This window comes from Streptomyces spinosus (genome assembly GCF_020400655.1).
In the GTDB taxonomy this organism is placed as follows: domain Bacteria; phylum Actinomycetota; class Actinomycetes; order Streptomycetales; family Streptomycetaceae; genus Streptomyces; species Streptomyces argyrophylli.
This window is the reverse complement of record NZ_JAINRC010000011.1, coordinates 179,996-202,905: the sequence shown is the minus strand read 5'-3', so window position 1 is coordinate 202,905 and position 22,910 is coordinate 179,996. Positions and strand designations below refer to the sequence as shown.

The 22,910-nt window shown below is 72.1% G+C and carries 24 protein-coding genes; 7 read left to right on the top strand and 17 right to left on the bottom strand.

Annotated features, from left to right (window positions below; genetic code table 11):
• Positions 1 to 66 precede the first annotated feature (66 nt).
• Complete coding sequence (locus LG395_RS21820; protein WP_225810920.1) at positions 67 to 729, top strand: DUF305 domain-containing protein; 663 nt, start codon at positions 67 to 69, stop codon at positions 727 to 729.
• 48 nt (positions 730 to 777) lie between these two features.
• Here the strand turns inward: LG395_RS21820 and rocD are convergent, their stop codons facing one another.
• The 8 genes from rocD to LG395_RS21780 form a co-directional block, all read right to left on the bottom strand.
• The gene (gene rocD / locus LG395_RS21815; RefSeq protein ID WP_225810919.1) at positions 778 to 1,995 is read right to left on the bottom strand and encodes an ornithine--oxo-acid transaminase; all 1,218 of its coding nucleotides are present in this window, start codon (positions 1,993 to 1,995) and stop codon (positions 778 to 780) included.
• A complete protein-coding gene (gene ddaH / locus LG395_RS21810; RefSeq protein WP_171158610.1) occupies positions 1,995 to 2,804 on the bottom strand; it encodes a dimethylargininase in 810 nt (269 codons plus the stop codon). The genes rocD and ddaH overlap by 1 nt, the downstream gene beginning before the upstream one ends.
• A 153-nt stretch (positions 2,805 to 2,957) precedes the next feature.
• Positions 2,958 to 3,443, bottom strand: coding sequence for an Lrp/AsnC family transcriptional regulator (locus LG395_RS21805; protein ID WP_171158612.1), 486 nt, complete (start codon positions 3,441 to 3,443; stop codon positions 2,958 to 2,960).
• A gap of 36 nt (positions 3,444 to 3,479) precedes the next feature.
• Positions 3,480 to 3,647, bottom strand: coding sequence for a hypothetical protein (locus LG395_RS21800; protein WP_171158614.1), 168 nt, complete (start codon positions 3,645 to 3,647; stop codon positions 3,480 to 3,482).
• An 81-nt stretch (positions 3,648 to 3,728) separates the two neighbouring features.
• Positions 3,729 to 4,679: a cytochrome c oxidase assembly protein gene (locus LG395_RS21795; protein ID WP_225810918.1), complete on the bottom strand. Its 951-nt coding sequence runs from the start codon at positions 4,677 to 4,679 to the stop codon at positions 3,729 to 3,731.
• Between the two features lie 128 nt (positions 4,680 to 4,807).
• Positions 4,808 to 5,833: a 6-phosphofructokinase gene (locus LG395_RS21790; protein ID WP_171158618.1), complete on the bottom strand. Its 1,026-nt coding sequence runs from the start codon at positions 5,831 to 5,833 to the stop codon at positions 4,808 to 4,810.
• Between the two features lie 201 nt (positions 5,834 to 6,034).
• Entirely contained in the window at positions 6,035 to 6,763 is a 729-nt protein-coding gene (locus LG395_RS21785) for a type 1 glutamine amidotransferase (protein WP_225810917.1), read from the bottom strand.
• A 29-nt stretch (positions 6,764 to 6,792) separates the two neighbouring features.
• Positions 6,793 to 8,031: a MurT ligase domain-containing protein gene (locus LG395_RS21780; protein WP_030655212.1), complete on the bottom strand. Its 1,239-nt coding sequence runs from the start codon at positions 8,029 to 8,031 to the stop codon at positions 6,793 to 6,795.
• A 152-nt stretch (positions 8,032 to 8,183) separates the two neighbouring features.
• Here LG395_RS21780 and def point away from each other — a divergent pair, with 152 nt between their 5' ends.
• Positions 8,184 to 8,738, top strand: coding sequence for a peptide deformylase (gene def, locus LG395_RS21775; protein ID WP_171158622.1), 555 nt, complete (start codon positions 8,184 to 8,186; stop codon positions 8,736 to 8,738).
• 15 nt (positions 8,739 to 8,753) lie between these two features.
• Here the strand turns inward: def and LG395_RS21770 are convergent, their stop codons facing one another.
• Positions 8,754 to 9,398: a TetR/AcrR family transcriptional regulator gene (locus LG395_RS21770; RefSeq protein WP_171158624.1), complete on the bottom strand. Its 645-nt coding sequence runs from the start codon at positions 9,396 to 9,398 to the stop codon at positions 8,754 to 8,756.
• Between the two features lie 167 nt (positions 9,399 to 9,565).
• Here LG395_RS21770 and LG395_RS21765 point away from each other — a divergent pair, with 167 nt between their 5' ends.
• Positions 9,566 to 10,816, top strand: a complete 1,251-nt coding sequence (locus tag LG395_RS21765) for an acyl-CoA dehydrogenase family protein (RefSeq protein WP_171158626.1) — start codon at positions 9,566 to 9,568, stop codon at positions 10,814 to 10,816.
• Between the two features lie 14 nt (positions 10,817 to 10,830).
• Here LG395_RS21765 and LG395_RS21760 read toward each other — a convergent pair whose 3' ends face one another.
• The 8 genes from LG395_RS21760 to LG395_RS21725 form a co-directional block, all read right to left on the bottom strand.
• Positions 10,831 to 11,352 carry a cupin domain-containing protein gene (locus LG395_RS21760; protein ID WP_014671261.1) on the bottom strand — a complete coding sequence of 174 codons (522 nt, stop codon included), beginning with the start codon at positions 11,350 to 11,352 and terminating at the stop codon, positions 10,831 to 10,833.
• A gap of 7 nt (positions 11,353 to 11,359) precedes the next feature.
• Entirely contained in the window at positions 11,360 to 12,583 is a 1,224-nt protein-coding gene (locus tag LG395_RS21755; protein WP_225810916.1) for a cytochrome P450, read from the bottom strand.
• Entirely contained in the window at positions 12,580 to 13,644 is a 1,065-nt protein-coding gene (locus LG395_RS21750; protein ID WP_171158631.1) for a type III polyketide synthase, read from the bottom strand. Before LG395_RS21750 ends, LG395_RS21755 begins: the two co-directional genes overlap by 4 nt.
• A 371-nt stretch (positions 13,645 to 14,015) precedes the next feature.
• Positions 14,016 to 14,249, bottom strand: a complete 234-nt coding sequence (locus tag LG395_RS21745; protein ID WP_030655224.1) for a DUF6213 family protein — start codon at positions 14,247 to 14,249, stop codon at positions 14,016 to 14,018.
• Between the two features lie 25 nt (positions 14,250 to 14,274).
• The gene (locus tag LG395_RS21740; protein ID WP_171158633.1) at positions 14,275 to 15,660 is read right to left on the bottom strand and encodes an NADP-dependent succinic semialdehyde dehydrogenase; all 1,386 of its coding nucleotides are present in this window, start codon (positions 15,658 to 15,660) and stop codon (positions 14,275 to 14,277) included.
• A gap of 109 nt (positions 15,661 to 15,769) precedes the next feature.
• Entirely contained in the window at positions 15,770 to 16,243 is a 474-nt protein-coding gene (locus tag LG395_RS21735; RefSeq protein ID WP_171158635.1) for an NUDIX hydrolase, read from the bottom strand.
• On the bottom strand, positions 16,240 to 17,778 hold the full coding sequence (locus LG395_RS21730; RefSeq protein WP_225810915.1) for an ATP-dependent DNA ligase: 1,539 nt from the start codon (positions 17,776 to 17,778) through the stop codon (positions 16,240 to 16,242). The genes LG395_RS21735 and LG395_RS21730 overlap by 4 nt, the downstream gene beginning before the upstream one ends.
• Positions 17,779 to 17,896: 118 nt before the next feature.
• On the bottom strand, positions 17,897 to 18,826 hold the full coding sequence (locus tag LG395_RS21725) for an NAD(P)/FAD-dependent oxidoreductase (RefSeq protein ID WP_225810914.1): 930 nt from the start codon (positions 18,824 to 18,826) through the stop codon (positions 17,897 to 17,899).
• A gap of 65 nt (positions 18,827 to 18,891) precedes the next feature.
• Here LG395_RS21725 and LG395_RS21720 point away from each other — a divergent pair, with 65 nt between their 5' ends.
• The 4 genes from LG395_RS21720 (at position 18,892) to LG395_RS21705 (ending at position 22,794) form a co-directional block, all read left to right on the top strand.
• The gene (locus tag LG395_RS21720; protein ID WP_171158641.1) at positions 18,892 to 19,464 is read left to right on the top strand and encodes a helix-turn-helix domain-containing protein; all 573 of its coding nucleotides are present in this window, start codon (positions 18,892 to 18,894) and stop codon (positions 19,462 to 19,464) included.
• A gap of 86 nt (positions 19,465 to 19,550) precedes the next feature.
• Positions 19,551 to 20,522: an NADPH:quinone oxidoreductase family protein gene (locus LG395_RS21715; RefSeq protein WP_225810913.1), complete on the top strand. Its 972-nt coding sequence runs from the start codon at positions 19,551 to 19,553 to the stop codon at positions 20,520 to 20,522.
• Positions 20,519 to 21,700 carry an acyl-CoA dehydrogenase family protein gene (locus tag LG395_RS21710; RefSeq protein WP_171158645.1) on the top strand — a complete coding sequence of 394 codons (1,182 nt, stop codon included), beginning with the start codon at positions 20,519 to 20,521 and terminating at the stop codon, positions 21,698 to 21,700. The genes LG395_RS21715 and LG395_RS21710 overlap by 4 nt, the downstream gene beginning before the upstream one ends.
• Positions 21,697 to 22,794: an acyl-CoA dehydrogenase family protein gene (locus LG395_RS21705; protein WP_225810912.1), complete on the top strand. Its 1,098-nt coding sequence runs from the start codon at positions 21,697 to 21,699 to the stop codon at positions 22,792 to 22,794. Before LG395_RS21710 ends, LG395_RS21705 begins: the two co-directional genes overlap by 4 nt.
• Positions 22,795 to 22,910: the final 116 nt, after the last annotated feature.

Below are 22,910 nucleotides of genomic sequence, written 5' to 3'. Positions count from 1 at the left end.
GGCGCAGGCGCCGCGGTCGTGTCCACGCGTGCCCGACATCCCTCCGAAACAGCAGGAGTTCCCCGTATGACCATCCGTACCCTGACGCGCCGTGCCGCCCTGGCCGCGGTCGCCGTCACCGGAGCCCTCGTCCTGGCCGCCTGCGGCGGCGACAACGACAGCGCGGACGGCGGCCACACCGGCCACGGTCCCTCCGCCGCCGCGAGCGCGTCGGCCACTCCGGGCGCGTCGGCCGCTCCCGGCGCGTCGGCCGCCGCGCACAACGACCAGGACGTCTCCTTCGCGCAGGGCATGATCCCGCACCACCGGCAGGCCCTTGAGATGGCGAGGCTCGCCGACGGCCGGGCCTCCTCGGCGCAAGTGAAGGACCTCGCCTCGCGCATCGAGAAGGCGCAGGGCCCGGAGATCCGCACCATGACCGGCTGGCTGACGTCCTGGGGCGAGCAGGCCCCCATGGCCGGTATGGACCACTCCGGCCACTCCGGGATGTCCGGCATGTCCGGCATGATGAGCGAGGCCGACATGGCGGACCTGGAGAAGGCCACCGGCAAGGACTTCGACACCAGGTTCCTGTCGATGATGGTCGACCACCACGAGGGCGCCGTCGAGATGGCCACCACCGAGAAGGAGAGGGGCCAGTACGGCCCCGCAAAGACCATGGCGGACGCCATCGTCACCGCGCAGAACGCCGAGATCAAGGAGATGAGGCAGCTCCTCGGCACGCACTGACGGCACGGCGGGCGGGGACCGGTGCCGGCACCGGCCCCCGCCCGTCCCTCAGGCCAGTACCTTCTCCAGGGCCGCAAGCGCCGACCGCAGCTCCTCCGCGGTGATCGTCAGCGGCGGCGCCAGCCGGATCGTGGACCCGTGGGTGTCCTTGACCAGGACCCCCTCGCGCATCAGGCGCTCGCTGATCTCCCGCCCGGTGCCGAGGGAGGGGTCCACATCCACGCCGGCCCACAGCCCGCGCGAGCGGAAACCGGTCACGCCCTTGCCGGTCAGCTCGGTCAGCCCGTCCCGCAGGACCACGCCCAGCTCGGCCGCCCGGCGCTGGAACTCACCCGTCTGAAGCAGTTCCACCACGGCCGTGCCGACCGCCGCGGCGAGCGGGTTGCCGCCGAACGTCGACCCGTGCTCGCCCGGGTGCAGCACCCCCAGCACCTCGCGCCGGGCCACCACGGCCGACACCGGCACGATGCCGCCGCCGAGCGCCTTGCCGAGCAGCAGCACGTCCGGGACGACGTCCTCGTGCTCGACGGCGAGGGTGCGGCCCGTCCGGCCGAGGCCCGACTGGATCTCGTCCGCGATGAACAGGCAGCCCGCGCGGCGGGTCAGCTCCCGCACCCCGGCGAGGTAGCCGTCGTCCGGGATGATCACCCCGGCCTCGCCCTGGATCGGCTCGATCAGCACCGCCGCCGTCGTGTCGTCGACGGCCGCCTCCAGCGCAGCCAGGTCGTTGTACGGCACGATCCTGAAACCGGGCGTGAACGGTCCGAAGCCGGACCGGGCCGTCTCGTCCGTGGAGAAGCTGACGATGGTCGTCGTACGGCCGTGGAAGTTCTCCGCCGCCACCACGATCGTCGCCTGTCCGGCCGGGACGCCCTTCACGTCGTACGCCCACTTGCGGGCCACCTTGATCCCGCTCTCCACCGCCTCCGCGCCGGTGTTCATCGGCAGCACCATGTCCAGGCCGGTCAGCTCCGCGAGCCGCTCGGCGAAGGAGGCCAGCCGGTCGTTGTGGAAGGCGCGGGAGGTGAGGGTGAGCCGGTCGAGCTGGCGGTGTGCCTCCTCGATCAGGGCCGGGTGGCGGTGGCCGAAGTTCAGGGCCGAGTAGCCGGCCAGCATGTCGAGGTAGCGGTTGCCCTCGACGTCCTCCACCCAGGTGCCCTCGGCACGGGCCACCACCACGGGCAGCGGGTGGTAGTTGTGCGCGAGAACCGGCTCCTCCGCGCGGATCAGGTCGTCGGAGGTACGGGTGCGCGCGGGTGCGGTCATCAGCGGATCTCCTGGGTGCAGCACTTGATGCCGCCGCCGGCCTTGTGGAACTCGGACAGGTCGACGGGGACGGGGACATAGCCGTGGCCGGCCAGACGCTCGGCGAGCGCCTCGGCCCGGGGCGCGATGAAGACGTTCCGGCCGTCGGAGACGGAGTTCAGGCCGAAGGCCATCGCGTCCTCGCGGGTGGCGAGGACCGCGTTCGGGTACAGGCGCTTGAGGACCTCCCGGCTGCCCGGCGAGAAGGCCTCCGGGTAGTAGCAGATGTTGTCGTCGTCGAGGACGAACAGCGCCGTGTCCAGGTGGTAGAAGTACGGGTCGACCAGGGTCAGGCCGATCACCGGGTGCCCGAGGAACTCCTGCGCCTCCCGGTGCGCCTCGCGCGTCGTGCGGAACCCGGTGCCGGCGAGCACGTACCGGCCCGTCCACACCAGGTCGCCCTCGCCCTCGGTCACCGACTCGGGCCGGTGGACGTCGTAGCCGGCCGCCTTGAACCAGGTGTCGTAGTGCACCGACTCGGGGCGGCGCTCCGGGGCGTGGAACAGGGAGCCGAAGACCCGGCCGCCGACGACGAAGGCCGCGTTGGCGGCGAACACCATGTCCGGCAGGCCGGGGACCGGCTCGACGGAGTCCACGGTGTGGCCGTGGTCGCGGTAGGCGCGGATCAGCTGCTGCCACTGCTCCTGGGCCAGGTCGACGTCGACGGGCTTGTCGGGATGCATCCAGGGGTTGATCGCGTACTGGACGGCGAAGTGTCTGGGTTCACAGACCAGGAACCGCCGGGAACGCGGCACACGACTTGCGGTCACAGAGGGTTTCCTCCGCTTTCCTGTGTGTCACTGAGGGGTGACACCACGGTAGGAAGAGAGGAAGACGGGCGACAAGCGAGAAAAGCTGCGCGGACAGGCAGGATCGCTGCGTTGTTGCCGGGGCGCACGCACGACTCCTGCGCGCCGGTCCGGTCACTCGGGTGCCGCGTGGGTGGCACCCGCTTCCGGGCTTTCCGGGAGCAGGTGGGACAGCACCATCACGCTGATCGTCTTCCGGATGAACGGCTCGGCGCGGATCCGCTCCAGCACCTCCTCGAAGTGCTCCACGTCCCGGGCGCGCACGTGCAGCAGCGCGTCGGCGCCGCCGGTCACCGTCATGGCCGCCGCGATCTCCGGATGGTTGCGGACGACCTCCGCCAGGCGCCGGGGCGGGGCCGCGCCCTCGCAGTACACCTCGACGTACGCCTCCGTCCGCCAGCCCAGCGCGGACGGCCTGACCGTCGCCGTGAAGCCGGTGATCACCCCGGTCTCCCGCAGCCGGTCCACCCGCCGCTTGACCGCGGTGGCGGACAGCCCGATCGCCGCTCCGATCTCGGCGAAGCTGGTCCGCGCGTTGGTCATGAGCGCGGTGACGATCTGGCGGTCCAGCTCGTCGAACGAGGGCGTCCTGCTGTTCATGCGGGCACTGTAGTCAGCCCCGCCCGCCCCCGCGGCTCACGACTGGGTGACCACCAGGGCGAGCGTCAGCAGCCCCAGCACCACCCATCCGAACCACAGCCAGCCGTTGCTGCCGAGCGCGACCGTGTAGGCGGTCACGACGACCAGCCCGCCGACCGTGAGCGCCCCCATCGTCCTGGTGGAACCGTTCGTGGAACCGGGCATCGCGACACCCTCCTCATGGTCCGTCCACGACCATGGTGCCCCGGCCCGGGCCGGGAGGGATAGGTGCGGCCGGTTCCGGCCCTAGCCCTCGCGCGCGTTCAGCGAGGCCAGGTAGGCGTTGTACGCCTCCAGCTCCTTGTCGCCGTCCCGGTCGGCGGCCCGGTCCTTGCGCTTGGCCTGCCGCTGCTCGGAGCGGTACCACTGGAACAGCAGCGCGATCAGCACCAGCACCGACGGAATCTCGCTGAACGCCCAGGCGATGCCGCCCGCCGCGCTCTGGTCGGACAGCGCGTCGATGCCCAGCGAGGCGGGCGGGTGCTCGAAGGTCTCGACCATCGGCGTCGACGCCATCATCAGCGCGATGCCGAAGAACGCGTGGAACGGCATGCCCGCGAACAGCTCCAGCATCCGCATCAGGTGGCCCGGCCGGTGCGGGCCCGGGTCGACACCGATGATCGGCCAGAAGAACACGACACCGACCGCGAGGAAGTGCACCATCATCGCGACGTGCCCGGTCTTCGAGCCCATCAGGAAGTCGAACAGCGGGGTGAAGTAGAGGGCGTACAGGCTCGCGATGAACAGCGGGATGGTGAACGCCGGGTGGGTGACGATCCGCATGTACCGGCTGTGCAGCAGCATCAGCAGCAGCTCACGCGGGCCCTTGCGGCCCCTGCCGGCGGTCGGCAGCGCGCGCAGCGCCAGGGTGACCGGGGCGCCGAGCAGGATGAGGATCGGCGACAGCATGCTGATCACCATGTGCTGCACCATGTGCACGCTGAACATGACCATGCCGTAGTCGTTGAGCCTGGTGCACATCATCAGCGCGATGGTGAGCACGCCTACGACGTAGGAGACGGTACGGCTCACCGGCCAGGCGTCCCCGCGCCGCCGCAGCCGCACGACACCCCAGCCGTAGAGAGCCAGACCGGCGAGGCAGGCGATGAGGAAGAAGGGGTCCGCCGACCATTCCAGCCCCCGCCCCAGCGTGAACGGCGGCAGATCCATCGTCATGCCGTGTCCGCTGTGATCCATCCGGCGGCTCCTGGTTCGTGGGGGTTGTGCGGTGTCTGTCCACAGCTGTCTGTGTCCGCACCAAGAGTAGAACCGGCCCCGGTCACCGCTGTGACCGGGGCCGGTTTGTCCTCACCCGGACCAGTGGGTCACAGGACGCACTCCGCCTCGTCGTACCGCTCCGCCGGCACGGTCTTCAGCGTCCGAACCGCCTCCGCCAGCGACACCATGGCGATGTCGGTCCCGCGCAGCGCCGTCATCTTGCCGAACTCACCCCGGTGCACGGCCTCCACCGCGTGCCAGCCGAAGCGGGTCGCCAGCACCCGGTCGTACGGCGTCGGAGTGCCGCCGCGCTGCACGTGCCCGAGGATCACCGGACGGGCCTCCTTGCCGAGCCGCTGCTCCAGCTCGACCGACAGCTGCCGCGCGATGCCCGCGAAGCGCTCGTGGCCGTAGACGTCCTTGCCGCCCTCGTCGAACTCCATGGAACCGGGGCGCGGCTTGGCCCCCTCCGCGGCGACCACTATCGCGAACCGCTTGCCGGCCTCGAACCGCTCACCGACCTTCCGCGTCAACTCGTCGATGTCGAAGGGCCGCTCCGGCACGACCACGGCGTGGGCGCCGGCGGCCATGCCGGAGTGCAGCGCGATCCAGCCGGTGTGCCGGCCCATGACCTCCACGATCAGCACGCGCTGGTGGGACTCGGCGGTGGTCTTCAGCCGGTCCAGGGCCTCGGTCGCCACGGTCACCGCCGTGTCGAAACCGAAGGTGACATCCGTGACCGCGATGTCGTTGTCGATGGTCTTGGGCACGCCCACGATCGGCAGCCCGGCGTCCGACAGCAGCCGGGCCGCCTTCAGCGTGCCCTCGCCGCCGATCGGGATGATCGCGTCCAGGCCGAGTTCCGCGACATGGCCCTTGGCGCGCTCCACACCGTCCCGCAGATGCTCCGGGCGGACCCGGGACGAGCCGAGGATGGTGCCGCCGCGCGCGAGGATGCCGCCCACGGCGTCCAGGTCGAGCTTCAGGTAGTCGCACTCCAGGAGGCCCTTCCAGCCGTCCCGGAAACCGATGACCTCGTCGCCGTGGTCGGCGACGGCACGGTGCACGACGGACCGGATGACGGCGTTCAGGCCGGGGCAGTCGCCGCCGGACGTGAGGACACCAATGCGCATAGCCCGAAATACCTTCTCAACGTGGGCCGGGTAACCGGACCACGCTGTCCGGCGGATTCCCGGTCACCCTACCGGCGCGAGGGGGTGGCTCCGTAGCGGGCGTCCGCCTGCTGGACGCGCCCGCACATGTGAGCGGACGGACCGTCAGGCGGGCCCGCCACGAGCCTGCCGGACCACACTGAAATCCGGCTGAAGAACGGGTTACGCAGGTTGCTGCGCCGCCTCGATGCGCTCGTTGCGGAGCGCCTCGTACCAGCGGTCGTCGATCGGCGGCAGCGCGTTGACGTCGAGCGCCAGCTTCAGCAGCAGGTCGGCGATCTGCGGGTTGCGGGCGAGTACCGGTCCGTGCATGTACGTACCGAAGACGGTCCCGTTGTACGCGCCCTCCGTGCCGTCCCCGGTGCCGTTGCCCTTGCCGATCTGCACCCGGGCGAAGGGGCGGGCCGTGGCGCCCAGGTGGGTGACGCCCTGGTGGTTCTCGAAACCGGTCAGCGGGGGGAGACCCAGCTGCGGGTCGATGTCGGCCAGTACGTCACCGACGCACCGCTCGCCCTCGCCGCGCACGGACACCACGTCCAGCAGGCCGAGGCCCGGCTCGCGCTGACCGAGGTCGTTGATGAACTCGTGGCCGAGGATCTGGTAGCCGGCGCAGACCGAGAAGACGATCGCGCCGTTCTCCACCGCCCGGTGCAGGTGCCCGTCCCGGCGCAGCCGCTCGGCCGCGAGCCGCTGCGGACGGTCCTCGCCGCCGCCGATGAGGTAGATGTCACCGGAGGTCGGGATCGGCTGGTCGCTGCGCACGTCGAGGCGGGCCACGTCCAGGCCGCGCTGCCGGGCCCGGCGCTCCACGACGAGCGCGTTGCCCTGGTCGCCGTAGGTGCTCAGCAGGTCCGGGTAGATCCACACCAGCCGCAGTTGGTTGTCGCTCATGAGGTGATCGCCCTTCGAGGATCAGAAGATCAGTTGCCGACGCGGCGGCGCAGGTCCTGGAACGCGGTGTAGTTCGCGATGACCTCGATCCGGCCCGGCGGGCACATCTGCACGGCCTGGTCGAGGTTGTCGCAGACCTGGAAGTGCTGGTTGGCGACCTCCAGGCGGACGGCGAGGTCCAGCTTCCGGTCGCCGATCACGAAGATCGGGTGACCGGTCAGCCGGGTGTAGTCGACGTCCCACAGCCAGGAGGTGTCGGTGCCGTCGGCGCCGCGCGCGTTCACGGACAGGATCACCGGGGCGGGCGGCGGGTCGATCAGGGAGAACGTCTCCAGCCAGCCGGCCGGGTTCTTGGCCAGCAGCAGCCTGAGGTCGCGGTTCTGGAACTGGACGACGTCGTACCGGCCGGCCACCGCCTGCACCTGGTACATCCGCTCCAGGGCGACCTGCGGCGGCACCCCGAAGACGGCGGCGACGGCCGCGGAGGAGGCCGCGTTCGCCTTGTTGGCGCGGCCCGGCAGCTGGAGGTGGATCGGCCAGGCGGACCCGTGCGGGTCCAGCACGTGGTCCCCGGACAGCGCCCAGGTCGGCGTCGGCCGCCGGAACCCGCACTCCCCGCAGAACCAGTCGTCGCCCGGGCGCTGCATCACGCCACCGCACGACGGGCAGGACCAGGCGTCGTCCTTCCACATCTGCCCGGCCGCGACCCAGATCACGTTCGGGGACGAGGACGCGGCCCACACCACCAGCGGGTCGTCGCAGTTGGCGACGATGACGGCCTTGGAGCCGGCCAGGCCCTCCCGCCAGTTCTCGGCGAGCATCCGGGTCTCGGCGGCGCGGTCGAGCTGGTCACGGGAGAGGTTGAGCAGGGCGATGCACTTCGGGCTGGTGTCCCGGGCCACACCGGCCAGGTACTTCTCGTCGACCTCGATGACACCGAACTTGGCGTCCGAACCGCCCGCCAGCGCCGAGGTGATGCCGGCCGGCATGTTGGCGCCCAGCGCGTTCGAGACGACCGGGCCCGCGGCGCGCAGCGCCTCGGCGATGAGCCGGGTGGTCGTGGTCTTGCCGTTGGTCGCCGACACCAGGACGACGTCCAGGTTCTGGGCGAGCCGGGCGAGCAGGTCGGGGTCGAGCTTCAGTGCTACCCGGCCGCCGATCACCGATCCGCTGCCGCGCCCCGCGGCGCGTGACGCCGCAGCTACCGCCTTGCCCGCGGTCACGGCCAGCTTGGCCCGCGGCGTGAGCGGGTCCGAGTTGCCTGCCATCAGTTCTCGATCCTCCTTGCGTACGCGCCGCGCCTGGGGCCATCCGGCAACGTGGTGTGAACCTCAGCCTATCGAGATCCATTCCCACACCCGAATCCCGGCCCGGACCTCGAGCGGCGGGCATGAGCGATACGAACCGTACCCTTGCCGCCATGCGACACGGTTCCATTCCGGGCGTCCACGGGCGCGTCCGGCCCCTCACCCTGCTCGGCGACGCCGTACTGCGCGAGCCCTGCCGGGACGTCACCGACTTCGGCCCCGGTCTCGCCGCCCTCGTGGAGGACCTGTTCGCCACGATGTACGCGGCGCGGGGAGTGGGCCTGGCCGCGAATCAGATCGGGGCCGGCTTGCGGGTGTTCGTCTACGACTGTCCGGATGACGAGGACGTGCGTCACCTGGGGCACGTGGTGAACCCCCGGCTGGTGGAGGCGGACGGTGTGGTGCTCCGGGGTCCCGAGGGCTGCCTGTCCCTGCCGGGTCTGGAGGCGGGGACCGAGCGCTACGACCACGCGGTGGTCGAGGGCTTCACGGTGACCGGCGATCCGGTCACCGTCCACGGCACCGGCTTCTTTGCCAGATGCTTGCAACACGAGTGCGACCACCTGGAGGGCCGTGTGTACGCGGACCGCCTCACGGGGTGGCGGAAGCGGAGGCTCGTGAGGCAGGTCTCCAGAGCCCCCTGGAACCGGGCGGGCACACGGGCCTGAGCGGTGCGGGGGCCTTCAGAACCCCGGCCCCCCCACCCGGTCGCCGGCCGCCGCCAGGCGGCCCCACAGCAGGTCGGCGAGGGACCGCACCAACTCGGCGCGGGAGCAGGGCCGTTCGCCCAGCCACCAGTCGCCGGCGGCGTGCATCATCCCGACGATCCCGTGCCCCCACACCCGCGCCAGCTGCTGGCTTCCCGGTCCGAGGTCCACCCGCTCCTCGATGACCTGGGCCAGTTCCTCGCCCATCCGCCGCAGCAGCGGAGCCGAGTGCTTGCCGACGTCGAAGCCCTGGTCGCCGCCGGTGCTCCCCTCCGCCGGGTGCATGAGGAACCGGTACACCTGGGGCCGCGCCTCGATCGCGGCGAGATAGGTGTCCAGCGTGGACTCGACCCGCTCGCGCCGGTCGGCCGGCGCGTCCAGCGCCGCCCGCAGCGATGCCAGCAACGCGTCGGTGTGCCGCTTGGCCAAGGCCGCGTAAAGACCGCCCTTGTCGCCGAAGTGCCGGTAAAGGATCGGCTTCGTGATACCCGCTTCCGCCGCGATCGCGTTCATCGACGCCTGCGGGCCGTCGCGCAGCACCACCCGGTCGGCGGCCTCCAGCAGCTCGCGCCGTCGGCGGTCGGCGGACCGCTGCTGATCGGTCCGCTGCGTGGTGTCCATGTGCTCTCCCCACCCGTGCTGATTCGGTGACGCCTGCGCAAACTAACACTGACCGGGTCCCCGGCATCGAACGGGCAGCCGAGGCGTCATCGGCGGTTGACTTTTCCTACCGATCGGTAACAGACTCGGGTTACCGTAAGTAACACCGCACCGCCGCTGGAGGGGACATGGCCGAGTTCACCATGGAGCTGAACGAGGAGCAGAAGGAAGTACGCGACTGGCTCCATGGCTTCGCCGCGGACGTGATCCGTCCGGCGGCGGCCGAGTGGGACGAGCGCGAGGAGACTCCCTGGCCGGTCATCCAGGAGGCCGCGAAGGTCGGCATCTACTCCCTCGACTTCTACGCGCAGCAGTACTTCGACTCCACCGGCCTCGGCATCCCGATGGCCATGGAGGAGCTGTTCTGGGGCGACGCGGGCATCGCCCTGTCCATTGTGGGCACCGGCCTGGCCGCCGTGGGCGTACTCGCCAACGGGACCGAGGAACAGATCGGCACCTGGATACCCCAGATGTACGGCGACCAGAACGACGTCAAGGTCGCCGCGTTCTGCTCCTCCGAGCCCGACGCCGGCTCCGACGTCGCCTCCATGCGCACCCGTGCCGTGTACGACGAGGCCAAGGACGAGTGGGTGATCAACGGCACGAAGACCTGGGCGACCAACGGCGGCATCGCCAACGTCCACGTCGTCGTCGCCGTCGTCGACCCGGAGCTGGGCTCCAAGGGCCACGCCTCCTTCATCGTCCCGCCGGGCACGCCCGGACTGTCCCAGGGGCAGAAGTTCAAGAAGCACGGCATCCGCGCCTCGCACACCGCCGAGGTCATCCTCGACGACGTCCGGGTGCCCGGATCCTGCCTGCTCGGCGGCAAGGAGAAGCTGGACGAGCGGCTGGCCCGGGCCCGGGAGAAGGCCAAGAAGGGCGTGGGGGTTCCCCCGGCCGGAGGCTGGGGGAGGGTGAAGAACGCGGCCATGGCCACGTTCGAGGCGTCCCGCCCGGCGGTCGGCGCCATGGCGGTGGGCACCGCCCGGGCCGCGTACGAGGTCGCCCTCGACTACGCCACGACCCGCGAGCAGTTCGGCCGCCCGATCATCGACAACCAGGGTGTGGCCTTCCAGCTGGCGGACATGCGCACCCAGATCGACGCCGCCCGCCTGCTGGTGTGGCGCGCCTCCTGGATGGCGATCAACGGCAAGCCGTTCACCGCCGCCGAGGGCTCCATGTCGAAGCTGTTCGCCAGCGAGACCGCCAAGAAGGTGACGGCCCAGGCGATCCAGATCCTCGGCGGCAACGGCTACACCCGCGAGTACCCGGTCGAGCGGATGCACCGGGACGCGGCCATCTACACCATCTTCGAGGGCACGAGCGAGATCCAGCGGCTGGTCATCGCGCGGACCCTGTCGGGGATGCCCATCCGCTAGCGTTCACCGGCGCCTCACCGGTGCCTGAGCGGTGTGAGCTGCTCGATGTCGTACTTGGCCCGCAACGCCTCGATGGCCTCCTGGTCCGGAGGACCGCCGTTGCCGAGGATGTCCAGCAGCTCCTCGAAATAGCGCTCGTGGTCCGGCGGGGGAGCCGCCTGGAAGAACATCTTGGCCGGCGTCTCCGTCGGATTCGCGAACGCGTGCGGGCAGCCGGGCGGTACGACGATGACCGTGCCCGGTGTCGCCCGGACCACCCGGCTGCCCGAGGACGACTCCCACTTCCGCCAGTTGTCCGGGGTGCGCACGCGCGGCTCGAAGGCGAGCACGTCCAGTTCGCCTTCGAGGATGTAGAACAACTCCTCGCTGCGCGTGTGCACATGGGCGCCCACGTCGAAGCCGGGCGGGACCTCCACCTCGAAGGTGGAGGCCATGCGTGAGTGCAGGCCGGTGACCTTGAAGGTCACCCGCTGGGCCGGTGTCTCGACGACCCGGCCGTGGCCCGGCGGCACGTACAGTCCCTCGGTCTCTGTCATGGGGACCTCACCAGGTCACCGGCAGGCACTCGGGCCCCCGGATCAGGGCGCCCTTCCTGAAGGGCACCTGATCCGGGGCCACGGCCAGCCTGAGGCCCGGTACCCGGTCCAGCAGGGCGTTCATCAGCAGTTCCTCCTCCAGCCGGGCGAGCATCCCGCCCGGGCAGTAGTGCGGGCCGAAACCGAACGCCAGGTGCGGGTTCGGACGGCGGGAGAAGTCGACGGTGTCCGGCGCGGGGAAGACGTCCGGGTCCCGGTTGGCGGCCAGGTAGGAGACGTACACCGGATCGCCCGCGCGGATGCGGACGCCGCCGATCTCCACGTCCTCCAGGGCGATCCGGGACAGGCCGACCGCGTTGCGGTGCGGGATGTAGCGCAGGAGTTCGTCGATCGCCCGGGGGCGGATCGCCGGGTCCGCGCGCAGTCGCGCCGTCAGACCGGGGCGGGTGAGCAGCAGGTGGAACATCTGCCCGCTGTTGGCGGTGACCGCCTCGCCGCCGATCTGGAGGAGCACGGCGAGGCCCACGGCCTGGTCCAGGGTGATCTCGCCGCGGCCCACGGCGGCACCGAGCAGCGAGGTGACATCCTCGCCCGCGCTGTTCTCGCGCAATCCGATCAGGTCGGCGAAGTAGGCGCTCATCTCCCGCTTGGCCCGCTCGCTGACCTCCTTGCCGTGCGCGGCGGACAGGATCAGCTGCGTCCAGGTGTGCATGTCGTGCCGGTCGCCGGCCGGCACGCCCATCAGCTCGCAGATCACCGCGATCGGGAAGGGGCCGAGGACCGCCGCCGTGAGGTCCGCGGGCGGGCCGGCCCCGAGCAGGTCGTCGACCAGCTCGTCCAGCATGCCGCGCGCCCGCTCGCGGACCCGCTCCACGCCCTTGGCCGTGAAGGCGGTGGCGACCGAGCGGCGCAGCCGGGTGTGGTCCGGCGGATCGAGGAAGCCGACCGCGCCCGGGTCGGGGATGAAGTGCGGGGCGAGCCGGGTGACCGGCTTGTCGACGACCGCCTCCCGGCTGAAGCGGGGGTCGTTGGCCACCATGCGTACGTCGTCGTACCGGGTGACCAGCCAGGCCCAGCCCTCGCCGTTGGGCAGCTGGACGCGGGTGACGGGACCCTCCGCCATCAGCTCGGCCAGCACCGGGTCGAAGTCCGTGCCCGTGAGGTCGAGCGCCGGCCAGTGCCGGATCGGGGGCATGACCTCGACGCCGGTGCGCGTCGCCTCCTCGATCATCGGGCGTCGCCGTCCCCGGTGACCCAGCGGCCCACGGACATCTCGGCGGTGATGCCGGGGCCGAAGCCGGCGAGCAGGCCGCGTGCCCGGTCGTGGGCGCCGCCCTCGTCGAAGAGCCGGCGCAGCGCGTCCAGGACGACGGCGCTGGCGATGTTGCCGTACTCGGTGAGCGTGGACCGGCTGAACCGGAAGGCGTGCGGGTCGACCTCGAGGAACTTGCTCAGGTCGTCGAGTATTCGGGGACCGCCCGCGTGGATGATGTAGAAGTCCAGGTCGGACGCGTCCCAGCCGTGGTCGCCGGCCAGGTCCTTGAGGGCCGGGGCGAGCGGTTCCATGGTCGCCGGCACCCGCTTGTCCAGCAGGAAGTGGAAACCGGTGGCCCGGACGTCGTAGGCGATCCAGTCCTCGGTCTTCGGGATCAGGTAGGAGCCGTTGCGCTCCAGACGGACGCCCGTGCCGCCCTGCCCGCGCACCACGGCGGCGGCGATGCCGTCGCCGAACAGCCCGTTGGAGAGCAGCGAGCCGACGCCGAGGTCGGTGGGCTGGTAGCACAGCGAGCAGAACTCGCAGGCCACGATGAGCGCGTTGGCGTTCGGGTACGCCGAGCAGAAGTCGTGCGCCCGGTTGATGGCCGCTCCGCCGGCCGCGCAGCCCAGCTGGGCGATGGGGAGCTGGCGGGTGGTGCTGTCGAAGTCCATCTCGTTGATCAGCCACGCCGTGAGCGAGGGCATCATGAAGCCCGTGCACGAGACGTAGATGATCGCGTCGATGTCGCGGGTGAGCAGCTCCGCGTCGTCCAGCGCCTGCCGGATCACGGCGGGGACGCGGGCCTTGGCCTCGGCCTCGTAGAGCTTGTTGCGCTCCTCGAAGCCCGGGTGCTTCAGGGTCTCCTCGATGGGCTGCACGATGTGCCGTGTCTTGACGCCGGTGTTCTCGATCAGCCTGAGAGCCAGTGGCAGTTGGGGGTGGTCCGCGTGGCGCGAACGCGCCAGCTCGAGCGTCTCCTCCATCGTGATCACGTGCTCCGGGACCGACACCGAGGGCTTGCACAAAGTCGCCATGAACCGTCCCTGCTTTCCGCTCTCCGGGGGCCTTCGCCCGCCGGCCAGAAGGTGGGTTCACCTCTGTGGGTGCTCCACCCACCGTCACCCGGGAGGACGACGATCTCGCGCTGGGTTACTCCGAATCGGGGACCCGGGGGTCAGGCGCGCAGGGCGATTCATGCCGCCGGACGAGGGAAAACGCGGGTACGGCCGTTACGGCGGGAGGGCGGCGCCGGGCGGCCGCCCGCACGGCCGGCGCCGCCGCGGCCGGGGCACGGCCGTGAGAGGTGGGCGCGGCCGTGGCGACCGGCTCGCTGAGGCGACGGGGCGTGGCTGTGGCGACGGGTGCGGTTGCGGCTGTGACGGGCGTGCGAGCGCGAGCGGGGCCGTCAGGGCGCCCCGCTGCTGTGGGCGATGCACGCCACGTCGATACGGTCCGCCAGTTTCGCCAGTTCGATGGTCAGCGCGGCGACCGTGTCCTCGTCCAGCCCCTGCTCCCCGGCCTCGACAAGATGCAGCCACCGCGCGCCCACGGTCCGCAACAGCTTACTCACGTCCACCGCGGCCACCTGCAAGGTCCCGCGGTCGTCGACGATCAGAGGCAGGGTCACTTCGCGGTTCACAAACGGGATGGTAGCCGCGCGGCGCTCACGCACCCTGCCAAACCGTGGTGATGTTGCAGAACTCCCGGATTCCGTGCCCGGACAGCTCACGCCCGTACCCCGACCGCTTCACTCCGCCGAACGGGAACGCCGGGTGCGAGGCGGTCATCCCGTTGACGTACACGGCGCCGGCCTCCAGGTCGCGCGCGAACCGCTCCACCTCGTTCTCGTCCCGCGTCCACACGTTCGAACTCAGGCCGAACGGCGAGTCGTTCGCGATCAGCACCGCCTCGTCCAGGTCGTCCGCCCGGTACAGCGTGGCCACCGGCCCGAACGCCTCCTCGCGGTGGATGCGCATCTCCCGGGTGATGCCGGTGAGGACGGTCGGCGGGTAGTACCAGCCGGGCCCGTCCGGCCGCTGCCCGCCGCACAGCACCTCGGCCCCGCTGCGCCTCGCGTCGTCGACGAGCTCCTCCAGGTCCTTCCTGCCCTGCTCGCTGGCGAGCGGCCCGATCTCGGTGTCCTCCGCGAGCGGGTCGCCGATCGTGAGGGCCCGCATGCCCGCGACGAACTTCTCGGCGAACGCGTCGTAGACGTCGCTGTGCACGATGAACCGCTTGGCGGCGATGCAGGACTGCCCGTTGTTCTGCACGCGGGCGGTCACCGCGACCCCGGCCGCGCGGTCCAGGTCGGCGGAGGGCATCACGATGAAGGGGTCGCTGCCGCCCAGCTCCAGCACCGTCTTCTTGATCATCTCCCCGGCGGTGGAGGCGACCGCCCGGCCGGCGGGTTCGCTGCCGGTCAGGGTCGCCGCCTTCACGCGCTCGTCGCGCAGGATGTCGTCCACCGCCGCCGAGCCGATCAGCAGCGTCTGGAAGCAGCCCGCGGGGAAGCCCGCCCGGTGGAACAGGTCCTCCAGGTACAGCGCCGTCTGCGGGACGTTGGAGGCGTGCTTGAGCAGGCCCACGTTGCCCGCCATGAGCGCGGGCGCCGCGAACCGGACGACCTGCCACAGGGGGAAGTTCCAGGGCATCACCGCGAGGACCGGGCCGAGCGGCCGGTAGCGGACCCGGACCCGGGAGGCGCCGGAGTCCGTCACGTCCGACTCGGCCGGTTCCTCCTCCGCCAGCAGCCCCTCGGCGCGCTCCGCGTACCAGCGCATCGCCTTGGCACATTTCGCGGCCTCCGCGCGGGCCTGCTTGACCGGCTTGCCCATCTCGGTGGTCATGATCCGGCCGATCTCCCGCTGGTCCTCGTCCAGCAGGTCGGCGGCCTTGTTCAGCAGTCGGGCGCGATCGGCGAAGGAGGTCGTCCGGTACGTGCGGAAAGTGGCCTCGGCGAGTTCGAGCCGGCGCTCCAGCTCGTCCTCGTCCATGGGCTCGTACGTCTTGAGCGTCTCGCCGTTCGCCGGGTTCACCGTCGCGATGGGCATGGCTGACCTCCCTGGGAGCGGGCTTGTCTCGACCTTCGCGCGCGGCCCCGCAAGTCGCAACGCGACAGGCCTCCCGGCGTTCCTTCCCGGTCGCCGCGAGGGGTTCCCGCTACTGCGAGTGCTCCGCCAGCCGGTCGAGAAACGCGGCCTGTGCCGTGACGATCACCTCACGCGCCCGGTCCACACCGAACCACGCCACCCGGTCCAGCTCCGGGAACTCCTGCCTGCGCCCCGACCGCGGCGGCCACTCCATCGTGAAGGTCCCCGGGGTGATCGTCTCCGGGTCCAGGTCCGCCGCCACCGCCCACGCCGTGACGATCTTGCCGTTGCGCTGCACCACCTCGCCCAGCGGAACGGCCTCCCCGTCGGGCGGCGCCACCCCCAGCTCCTCCCGGAACTCCCGCCGGGCCGCCTCCCAGGCCGGCTCCGCCGGGTCGTACTCGCCCTTGGGCACGGTCCAGGCGCCCGCGTCCTTCTTCGCCCAGAGCGGTCCGCCCATGTGGCCGAGCAGTACCTCCAGCCCCTGGTCGGTATGCCGGAACAACAGCAGTCCCGCGCTGCGCTTCGTCGTCCGTACCGTCACGGCGAGACCTCCGGGTGGGCTGCCAGCAGGGCCTCCACGGTATCGGCCTCCTCGGGGCGCTTGTCCTCGCGGTAGCGGACCACGCGGGCGAAGCGGAGGGTGACGCCGGCCGGGTAGCGGGTGGAGCGCTGGAGGCCGTCGTAGGCGATCTCCACGACGAGTTCGGGGCGGACCCGGACCACCCAGCCGTTGTCCTCGACCGCCAGTTCCCGCAGCCGCTCGGTCTGCCAGGCGAGCATCGCGTCGGTCATGCCCTTGAAGGTCTTGCCGAGCATGGCGAAGCCGCCGTCCGGGGTGCGGGCGCCGAGGTGGAGGTTGGAGAGCCTGCCGGTGCGCCGGCCGTGGCCCCACTCGGCGGCCAGCACCACCAGGTCGAGGGTGTGGACGGGCTTGACCTTCAGCCAGGCCGCGCCGCGCCGGCCCGCGCTGTAGGGCGCGTCGAGCGCCTTGACCACCACGCCCTCGTGGCCGCGGGCCAGGGTGTCGGCGAGGAACCGTTCCGCCTCCGGGATGTCCCGGGGGCCCGAGGCCAGCGTGCGCCGGACCCGCATCGGCTCCGGCACCAGCCGGGCCAGCTCCGCGTGCCGCTCGACGAAGGGCAGGTCGAGCAGGTCCCGGCCGTCGACCGAGAGGGCGTCGAAGAAGACGGGGGAGACCGGGGTCTGTCCGGCCGCCCTCGCCACGTCCGTGCGCGAGCCGACCCGGCCCGCGGTCTCCTGGAAGGACCGGGGCCGCCCCGCCGCGTCGAAGGAGATCACCTCGCCGTCCAGGATGAACCGCTCGCCCGGCAGCCCCAGCGCGGCGGCCGTCACTTCGGGCAGCCGGCCGGTGATGTCGTCCAGGGTGCGGGTGTGGATCCGGACCGTGTCGCCGTCCCGGTGGACCTGGACCCGGATGCCGTCCAGTTTCTCCTCCACCGCGCACGCGCCCAGCTTCTCCACCGCCTCCGCGACCGAGGACGCGCTGTGCGCCAGCATCGGCAGCACGGGCCGGCCGACCGTGAGCCGGAAGCGGTCGAGTGATCCGGGCCCCTCGCCGAGCAGGGCCTGCGCCACCGTCTGCAACGACCCCGCCAGCATCACCGCCCGCCGCACGTCCGCCGGGTCCGCGCCGGTCGCCCGGGCGAGCCCCTCCACGGCGACCGCGTCCAGCGCGCCCTGCCGCACCTCGCCGGTGAGCAGGCCGCGCAGGAAGCGCTGCTCCTCCTCGGTGGCCGCGCCCATCAGTTCCCCGACGATCCGTGTCCGCTCGGCCTGGGAGCCGGGCCCGGACACCTTGCCCAGTCCGGTGAGCCGGGCATCGACCTCCCGGACGGTCAGCGAGGGCTCGTCGGCGGGCGGGACCGGGCGGCCCAGCACCTTCCAGCCGACCCCGATGCGCCCCTGCGGCAGGCGTCCCGCCAGGTACGGGATGACGACCGGCACGTCGTCCGCCTCCGCGTCCCGGAACAGCTCCGCGAGCAGCTCGATCTTCCGGGACCGCGCCGCTGTCGCGGCGACCTCCCGGGACACCTGGGCCAACCGGGTCAGCAGCATGCCGCCATGGTGCCTCAGCGCTGCGCCGGGTGCGCGGTCGCGTTCCGGCGCGGGTGCGTGCGGGGCTGACCGGCCCCGCACGGCGGTGGCCGCCCACCTGCCACGGCCCCGCGCACCTTCAGACGGCTGCGTCCAGGTCGGCCATCAGGAGTTCCCCGTTGATCGCCGCCCCCGCCCGGTAACCCCGGCTCGCCGCGTTGATCACCTGCTCCGCGAAACCGCTCGCGTTGCCCGCCGCCCACAGCCCGGGCACGGTGGTCAGGCCCCGCTCGTCGATCACCGGATAGCTGCCGAACGGGGTCTCGCGCAGTTCGGCGCCCAGTCTGATCAGCAGGTCGTTGCGGGGCACGGCGCACGGGGCGGCGTACAGGACCTCGCGGTCGTGGACGGTGCCGTCCGCCAGCCGGACGCCGGTGAGGCGGTCGTCGGCGGTCACGAGTGCGGCCACCTCGCCGGGGACGACCGTCACGCCGGCGGCGGCCAGCCGGCGCCGGTCCTGGTCCGTCAGCCCGGCCTCGTCCACCTCGTGCAGGAAGAGCCGTACGTCCTTGGACCACTGCGTGACCATGAGCGCCTGGTGCACGCCGAGCGGCGAGGTGGCGAGGACGCCGGTCGGCAGGTCGCGCACCTCCCAGCCGTGGCAGTACGGGCAGTGGACCACGTCCCGGCCGAACCGCTCGGCGAGCCCCGGGACCGGCGGCAGCTCGTCCGTCAGGCCGGTCGCGACCACCAGGTGCCGGGCCCGCACGGTCCGGCCGCTCGCGAGCACGGCGGTGAAGTCCCCCTCCCGGGACACGTCCGCCACCCGGTCCCGGACCAGTTCCACCCCGTACCGGGCGACCTCCTCGCGCCCGACGGCCAGGAACTCGGCCGGTGACATGCCGTCCCGGGACAGATACCCCTGCATGTGCGCGGACGGCGCGTTGCGCGGCTCGCCCGCGTCGACGACCAGCGTGCGGCGCCGCGACCGGCCCAGCACCAGCGCGGCGGACAGGCCGGCGGCCCCGCCGCCGACGACGACGACTTCGTACGCGTTGTTCTCGGTCATGAGGCGACGGTCACCCGACGGCCGCGGGATTGACAAACAGGTTTGCCGTTTCTGCAATAGGTGTCATGAGCACAGACGACGTACTGGCGGACGTGGGCCCGAGGCTGCGCCGCATCCGCAAGGAGCGCGAGGTGACGCTGGCCGCGCTGTCCGAGGCCACCGGCATCTCCGTGAGCACCCTGTCCCGGCTGGAGTCCGGCCTGCGCAAGCCCAGCCTCGAACTGCTGCTGCCGATCGCCCAGGCCCACCAGGTGCCGCTGGACGAGCTGGTCGGAGCGCCGCCGGTGGGTGACCCGCGGGTGCGGTCCAAGCCGATCGTCCGCGGCGGGCGCACCCACTGGCCGCTGACCCGCCAGCCCGGCGGCCTCCAGGCCTTCAAGGTGCTCGAACCCCGGCGCAGACAGGAGCCCGACCCGCGGACCCACGAGGGCTACGAGTGGCTCTACGTCCTCTCGGGCCGGCTCCGCCTGGTCCTCGGCGAGCACGACGTCGTGCTGTCCGCGGGCGAGGCGGCCGAGTTCGACACACGGGTGCCGCACTGGTTCGGGTCGACGGGGGAGGGGCCGGTGGAGTTCCTGAGTCTGTTCGGACCCCAGGGGGAGCGGATGCACGTACGGGCGCGGCCCGCGCGCACGTGACCCACGCGACTGTTCCCTGATCGGCAAGCGACCGCTTAGTATGCCGTCGGACCCGGTCAGACGAAGCAGTCCCGTGGAGGCCCCGCATGCAGGCATGGCAAGTGCACGAGAACGGCGAGCCGAGCGAGGTGATGCGCCTCCACCACATCGAGCGGCCCACGCCCGGCGACGGCCAGGTGCTGCTGCGGGTGCGCGCCGCCAACGTCAACTTCCCGGACGCGCTGCTGTGCCGCGGCCAGTACCAGGTGCGTCCCCCGCTGCCCTTCACGCCCGGCGTGGAGATCTGCGGCGAGACCGAGGACGGCCGCCGGGTGATCGCCAACCCCGCGCTGCCCCACGGCGGCTTCGCCGAGTACGCCCTCGCCGATGCCCGCGCCCTGCTCCCCGCGCCCGAGTCGCTCGACGACGCCGAGGCGGCCGCCCTGCACATCGGCTACCAGACCGGCTGGTTCGGCCTGCACCGCCGCGCCCGCCTGGAAGCCGGGGAGACCCTGCTGGTGCACGCCGCCGCCGGGGGCGTGGGCAGCGCCGCCGTCCAGCTCGGCAAGGCGGCCGGCGCCACGGTGATCGGTGTCGTGGGCGGCGCGGACAAGGCCGCCGTCGCCCGGCGGCTCGGCTGTGACGTGGTGGTCGACCGGCGTTCCGAGGACGTCGTCGCCGCCGTCAAGGAGGCCACCGGCGGCCGGGGCGCCGACGTGATCTACGACCCGGTCGGCGGCGAGGCGTACGCCCAGTCCGCCAAACTGGTCGCCTTCGAGGGCCGGATCGTCGTCGTCGGCTTCGCCAGTGGCACCATCCCGAGCCCCGCCCTCAACCACGCCCTGGTGAAGAACTACTCGATCGTCGGCCTGCACTGGGGCCTGTACCACACCAAGAACCCGAAGCTGGTCCAGCGCTGCCACGAGGAACTGACCGAACTGGCCGCACGGGGCGCGATCAAACCGCTGGTCAGCGAGCGGGTGCCGCTCGCCGAGGCGGCCGGTGCCGTGCAGCGGGTCGCCGACGGGGTGACCACGGGCCGGATCGCCGTCGTCCTGGAGAACGGAGCCGTCGCATGACCGACGCCGACGAACTGCGCCGCCGTACCCGGGAGCTGCTCGCGCAGCACCCGCCCGCGAGCACCGACCGCCTGGACTTCCTCCGGGCCCGCTTCGACGCCGGCCTCGCCTGGGTGCACTACCCGGAGGGCCTCGGCGGACTGGGCGCCCCGCGCGCCCTCCAGGGCGTCGTGGACGCCGAACTGGCGGCGGCCGGCGCCCCCGACAACGACCCCCGGCGCATCGGCATCGGCCTCGGCATGGCCGCGCCGACGATCCTGAAGTACGGCACCGACGAGCAGAAGCGGCGCTACCTGCGCCCCCTATGGACCGGCGAGGAGGTCTGGTGCCAGCTGTTCAGCGAGCCCGGCGCCGGCTCCGACCTGGCCGCGCTCGGCACCCGGGCGGTCCGTTCGGGCGACAGCTGGGTGGTCAACGGACAGAAGGTGTGGACGTCGAGCGCCCACCTCGCCCGCTGGGCCATCCTCATCGCCCGTACCGACCCGGCCGTGCCCAAGCACCAGGGCATCACCTACTTCGTCTGCGACATGACCGATCCGGGCGTCGAGGTCCGGCCGCTGCGCCAGATCACCGGTGAGGCCGAGTTCAACGAGGTCTTCCTCACCGACGTCCGCATCCCCGACGACCGCCGCCTGGGCGAGGCCGGCGACGGCTGGCGGGTCGCCCAGACCACGCTGAACAACGAACGCGTCGCCATCGGCGGCATGGCCCTGCCCCGCGAGGGCGGCATGATCGGCCCGGTCGCGAAGACCTGGCGGGAACGCCCCGGACTGCGCACCCACGACCTGCACCAGCGCCTGCTGAAGCTGTGGGTCGAGGCCGAGGTCGCACGGTTCACCGGCGAACGCCTGCGCCAGCAGCTCGTGGCCGGCCAGCCCGGCCCCGAGGGCGCCGGCATGAAGCTCGCCTTCGCCCGACTCAACCAGGAGATCAGCGGCCTGGAGGTGGAACTCCGCGGCGAGGAGGGCCTGCTGTACGACGACTGGACCATGCGCCGCCCCGAGCTGGTCGACTTCACCGGCCGGGACGCCGGATACCGCTACCTGCGCTCCAAGGGCAACAGCATCGAGGGCGGGACCAGCGAGGTCCTGCTGAACATCGTCGCCGAGCGCGTCCTGGGCCTGCCCGCTGAGCCGCGCACCGACAAGGACGTCGCCTGGAAGGACCTCGCCCGATGACCGACCTGCTGTACTCCGAGGAGGAGGAGGCGCTGCGGGCCGCCGTCCGCGACCTGCTCACGGACCACTGCGCACCGGCCGACGTGATCACCCGCGCCGAGTCGGACGCCCCGCACGACCGCGCCCTGTGGAAGCTGCTCGCCGACGGCATGGGCCTGGCCGGGCTCCTGGTGCCCGAGGAGCGCGGCGGCCAGGGCGCCTCCGCGCGCGAGGCCGCCGTCGTGCTGGAGGAACTGGGGCGGGCGGTGGCCCCCCTGCCGTACCTCACCAGCGCGGTCGTGGCCACCGAGGCCCTGCTCGCCTGCGACGACGCCGAGCTGCTGGCACAGCTGGCCTCGGGACGCAGCATCGGCGCCCTCGCGGTCGCCCTGCACACGGCCCCGGGCGCCGGGGTCACGGCCGTACGCGTGCAGGACGGCACCCTGCACGGCGAGCTGACGGGCATCGCGGACGCGGCCGTAGCCGACGTCCTGCTCGTCCCGGCCGACGACGGCGGCCTGTACGCGGTCGCCGCCGACACCGTCACCATCACCCCGCAGGTCTCCCTGGACCTGACCCGCCCCCTCGCGAGCGTACGGCTGGAGGGTGCTCCCGGCCGCCGGGTCGGCGCCGCCGAGCCCGCCGTACGCCGTGCGCTGCGGGCCGCCGCGGGACTGCTCGCCTCTGAGCAACTCGGCGTCGCCGAGTGGGCGTTGACGCAGACCGTCCGGTACCTGAAGGAGCGCAAGCAGTTCAACCGGCCGGTCGGCGGGTTCCAGGCGCTCAAGCACCGGCTCGCCCAGCTGTGGCTCGAGGTCGTGCACCTGCGGGCCGCGGCCCGCGCCGCCGCCGACGCGCTCGCCACCGGCGAGGACATGGAGGTCAGGACCGCCGTCGCACAGGCGTACGCGGCGCCCGCCGCCGTCCGTGTCACCGAGGAGGCGTTGCAGCTCCACGGCGGCATCGGGATGACCTGGGAGCACCCGGTCCACCTGTATCTCAAGCGGGCCAAGGCGGACTCGATCGCCTACGGCACGGCGGGGGCCCACCGCGAGGCGCTGGCCGCACTGGTCGACCTCCAGGCACCCGTCCGGGCACCCCTCCAGGCGCCCTGACACACCCGCGGTGAAGCCCGCCCCGCCCGGGGCGGGCTTCACCGCGCGCACCGACGAAGTGAACAGAGCGCCAACTCCCCGTGCGAGGGGGCCCCTTCGGTGACGGGCGCACGCAT

Excerpts from the sequence above, each read along its gene's own strand:
- LG395_RS21820 (WP_225810920.1), top strand. The coding sequence starts at position 67 with ATGACCATCCGTACCCTGACGCGCCGTGCCGCCCTGGCCGCGGTCGCC.
- rocD (WP_225810919.1), bottom strand. The coding sequence starts at position 1,995 with ATGACCGCACCCGCGCGCACCCGTACCTCCGACGACCTGATCCGCGCG.
- LG395_RS21805 (WP_171158612.1), bottom strand. The coding sequence starts at position 3,443 with ATGAACAGCAGGACGCCCTCGTTCGACGAGCTGGACCGCCAGATCGTC.
- LG395_RS21800 (WP_171158614.1), bottom strand. The coding sequence starts at position 3,647 with ATGCCCGGTTCCACGAACGGTTCCACCAGGACGATGGGGGCGCTCACG.
- LG395_RS21795 (WP_225810918.1), bottom strand. The coding sequence starts at position 4,679 with ATGGATCACAGCGGACACGGCATGACGATGGATCTGCCGCCGTTCACG.
- LG395_RS21790 (WP_171158618.1), bottom strand. The coding sequence starts at position 5,833 with ATGCGCATTGGTGTCCTCACGTCCGGCGGCGACTGCCCCGGCCTGAAC.
- LG395_RS21785 (WP_225810917.1), bottom strand. The coding sequence starts at position 6,763 with ATGAGCGACAACCAACTGCGGCTGGTGTGGATCTACCCGGACCTGCTG.
- LG395_RS21780 (WP_030655212.1), bottom strand. The coding sequence starts at position 8,031 with ATGGCAGGCAACTCGGACCCGCTCACGCCGCGGGCCAAGCTGGCCGTG.
- def (WP_171158622.1), top strand. The coding sequence starts at position 8,184 with ATGCGACACGGTTCCATTCCGGGCGTCCACGGGCGCGTCCGGCCCCTC.
- LG395_RS21770 (WP_171158624.1), bottom strand. The coding sequence starts at position 9,398 with ATGGACACCACGCAGCGGACCGATCAGCAGCGGTCCGCCGACCGCCGA.
- LG395_RS21765 (WP_171158626.1), top strand. The coding sequence starts at position 9,566 with ATGGCCGAGTTCACCATGGAGCTGAACGAGGAGCAGAAGGAAGTACGC.
- LG395_RS21760 (WP_014671261.1), bottom strand. The coding sequence starts at position 11,352 with ATGACAGAGACCGAGGGACTGTACGTGCCGCCGGGCCACGGCCGGGTC.
- LG395_RS21755 (WP_225810916.1), bottom strand. The coding sequence starts at position 12,583 with ATGATCGAGGAGGCGACGCGCACCGGCGTCGAGGTCATGCCCCCGATC.
- LG395_RS21750 (WP_171158631.1), bottom strand. The coding sequence starts at position 13,644 with ATGGCGACTTTGTGCAAGCCCTCGGTGTCGGTCCCGGAGCACGTGATC.
- LG395_RS21740 (WP_171158633.1), bottom strand. The coding sequence starts at position 15,660 with ATGCCCATCGCGACGGTGAACCCGGCGAACGGCGAGACGCTCAAGACG.
- LG395_RS21730 (WP_225810915.1), bottom strand. The coding sequence starts at position 17,778 with ATGCTGCTGACCCGGTTGGCCCAGGTGTCCCGGGAGGTCGCCGCGACA.
- LG395_RS21725 (WP_225810914.1), bottom strand. The coding sequence starts at position 18,826 with ATGACCGAGAACAACGCGTACGAAGTCGTCGTCGTCGGCGGCGGGGCC.
- LG395_RS21720 (WP_171158641.1), top strand. The coding sequence starts at position 18,892 with ATGAGCACAGACGACGTACTGGCGGACGTGGGCCCGAGGCTGCGCCGC.
- LG395_RS21715 (WP_225810913.1), top strand. The coding sequence starts at position 19,551 with ATGCAGGCATGGCAAGTGCACGAGAACGGCGAGCCGAGCGAGGTGATG.
- LG395_RS21710 (WP_171158645.1), top strand. The coding sequence starts at position 20,519 with ATGACCGACGCCGACGAACTGCGCCGCCGTACCCGGGAGCTGCTCGCG.
- LG395_RS21705 (WP_225810912.1), top strand. The coding sequence starts at position 21,697 with ATGACCGACCTGCTGTACTCCGAGGAGGAGGAGGCGCTGCGGGCCGCC.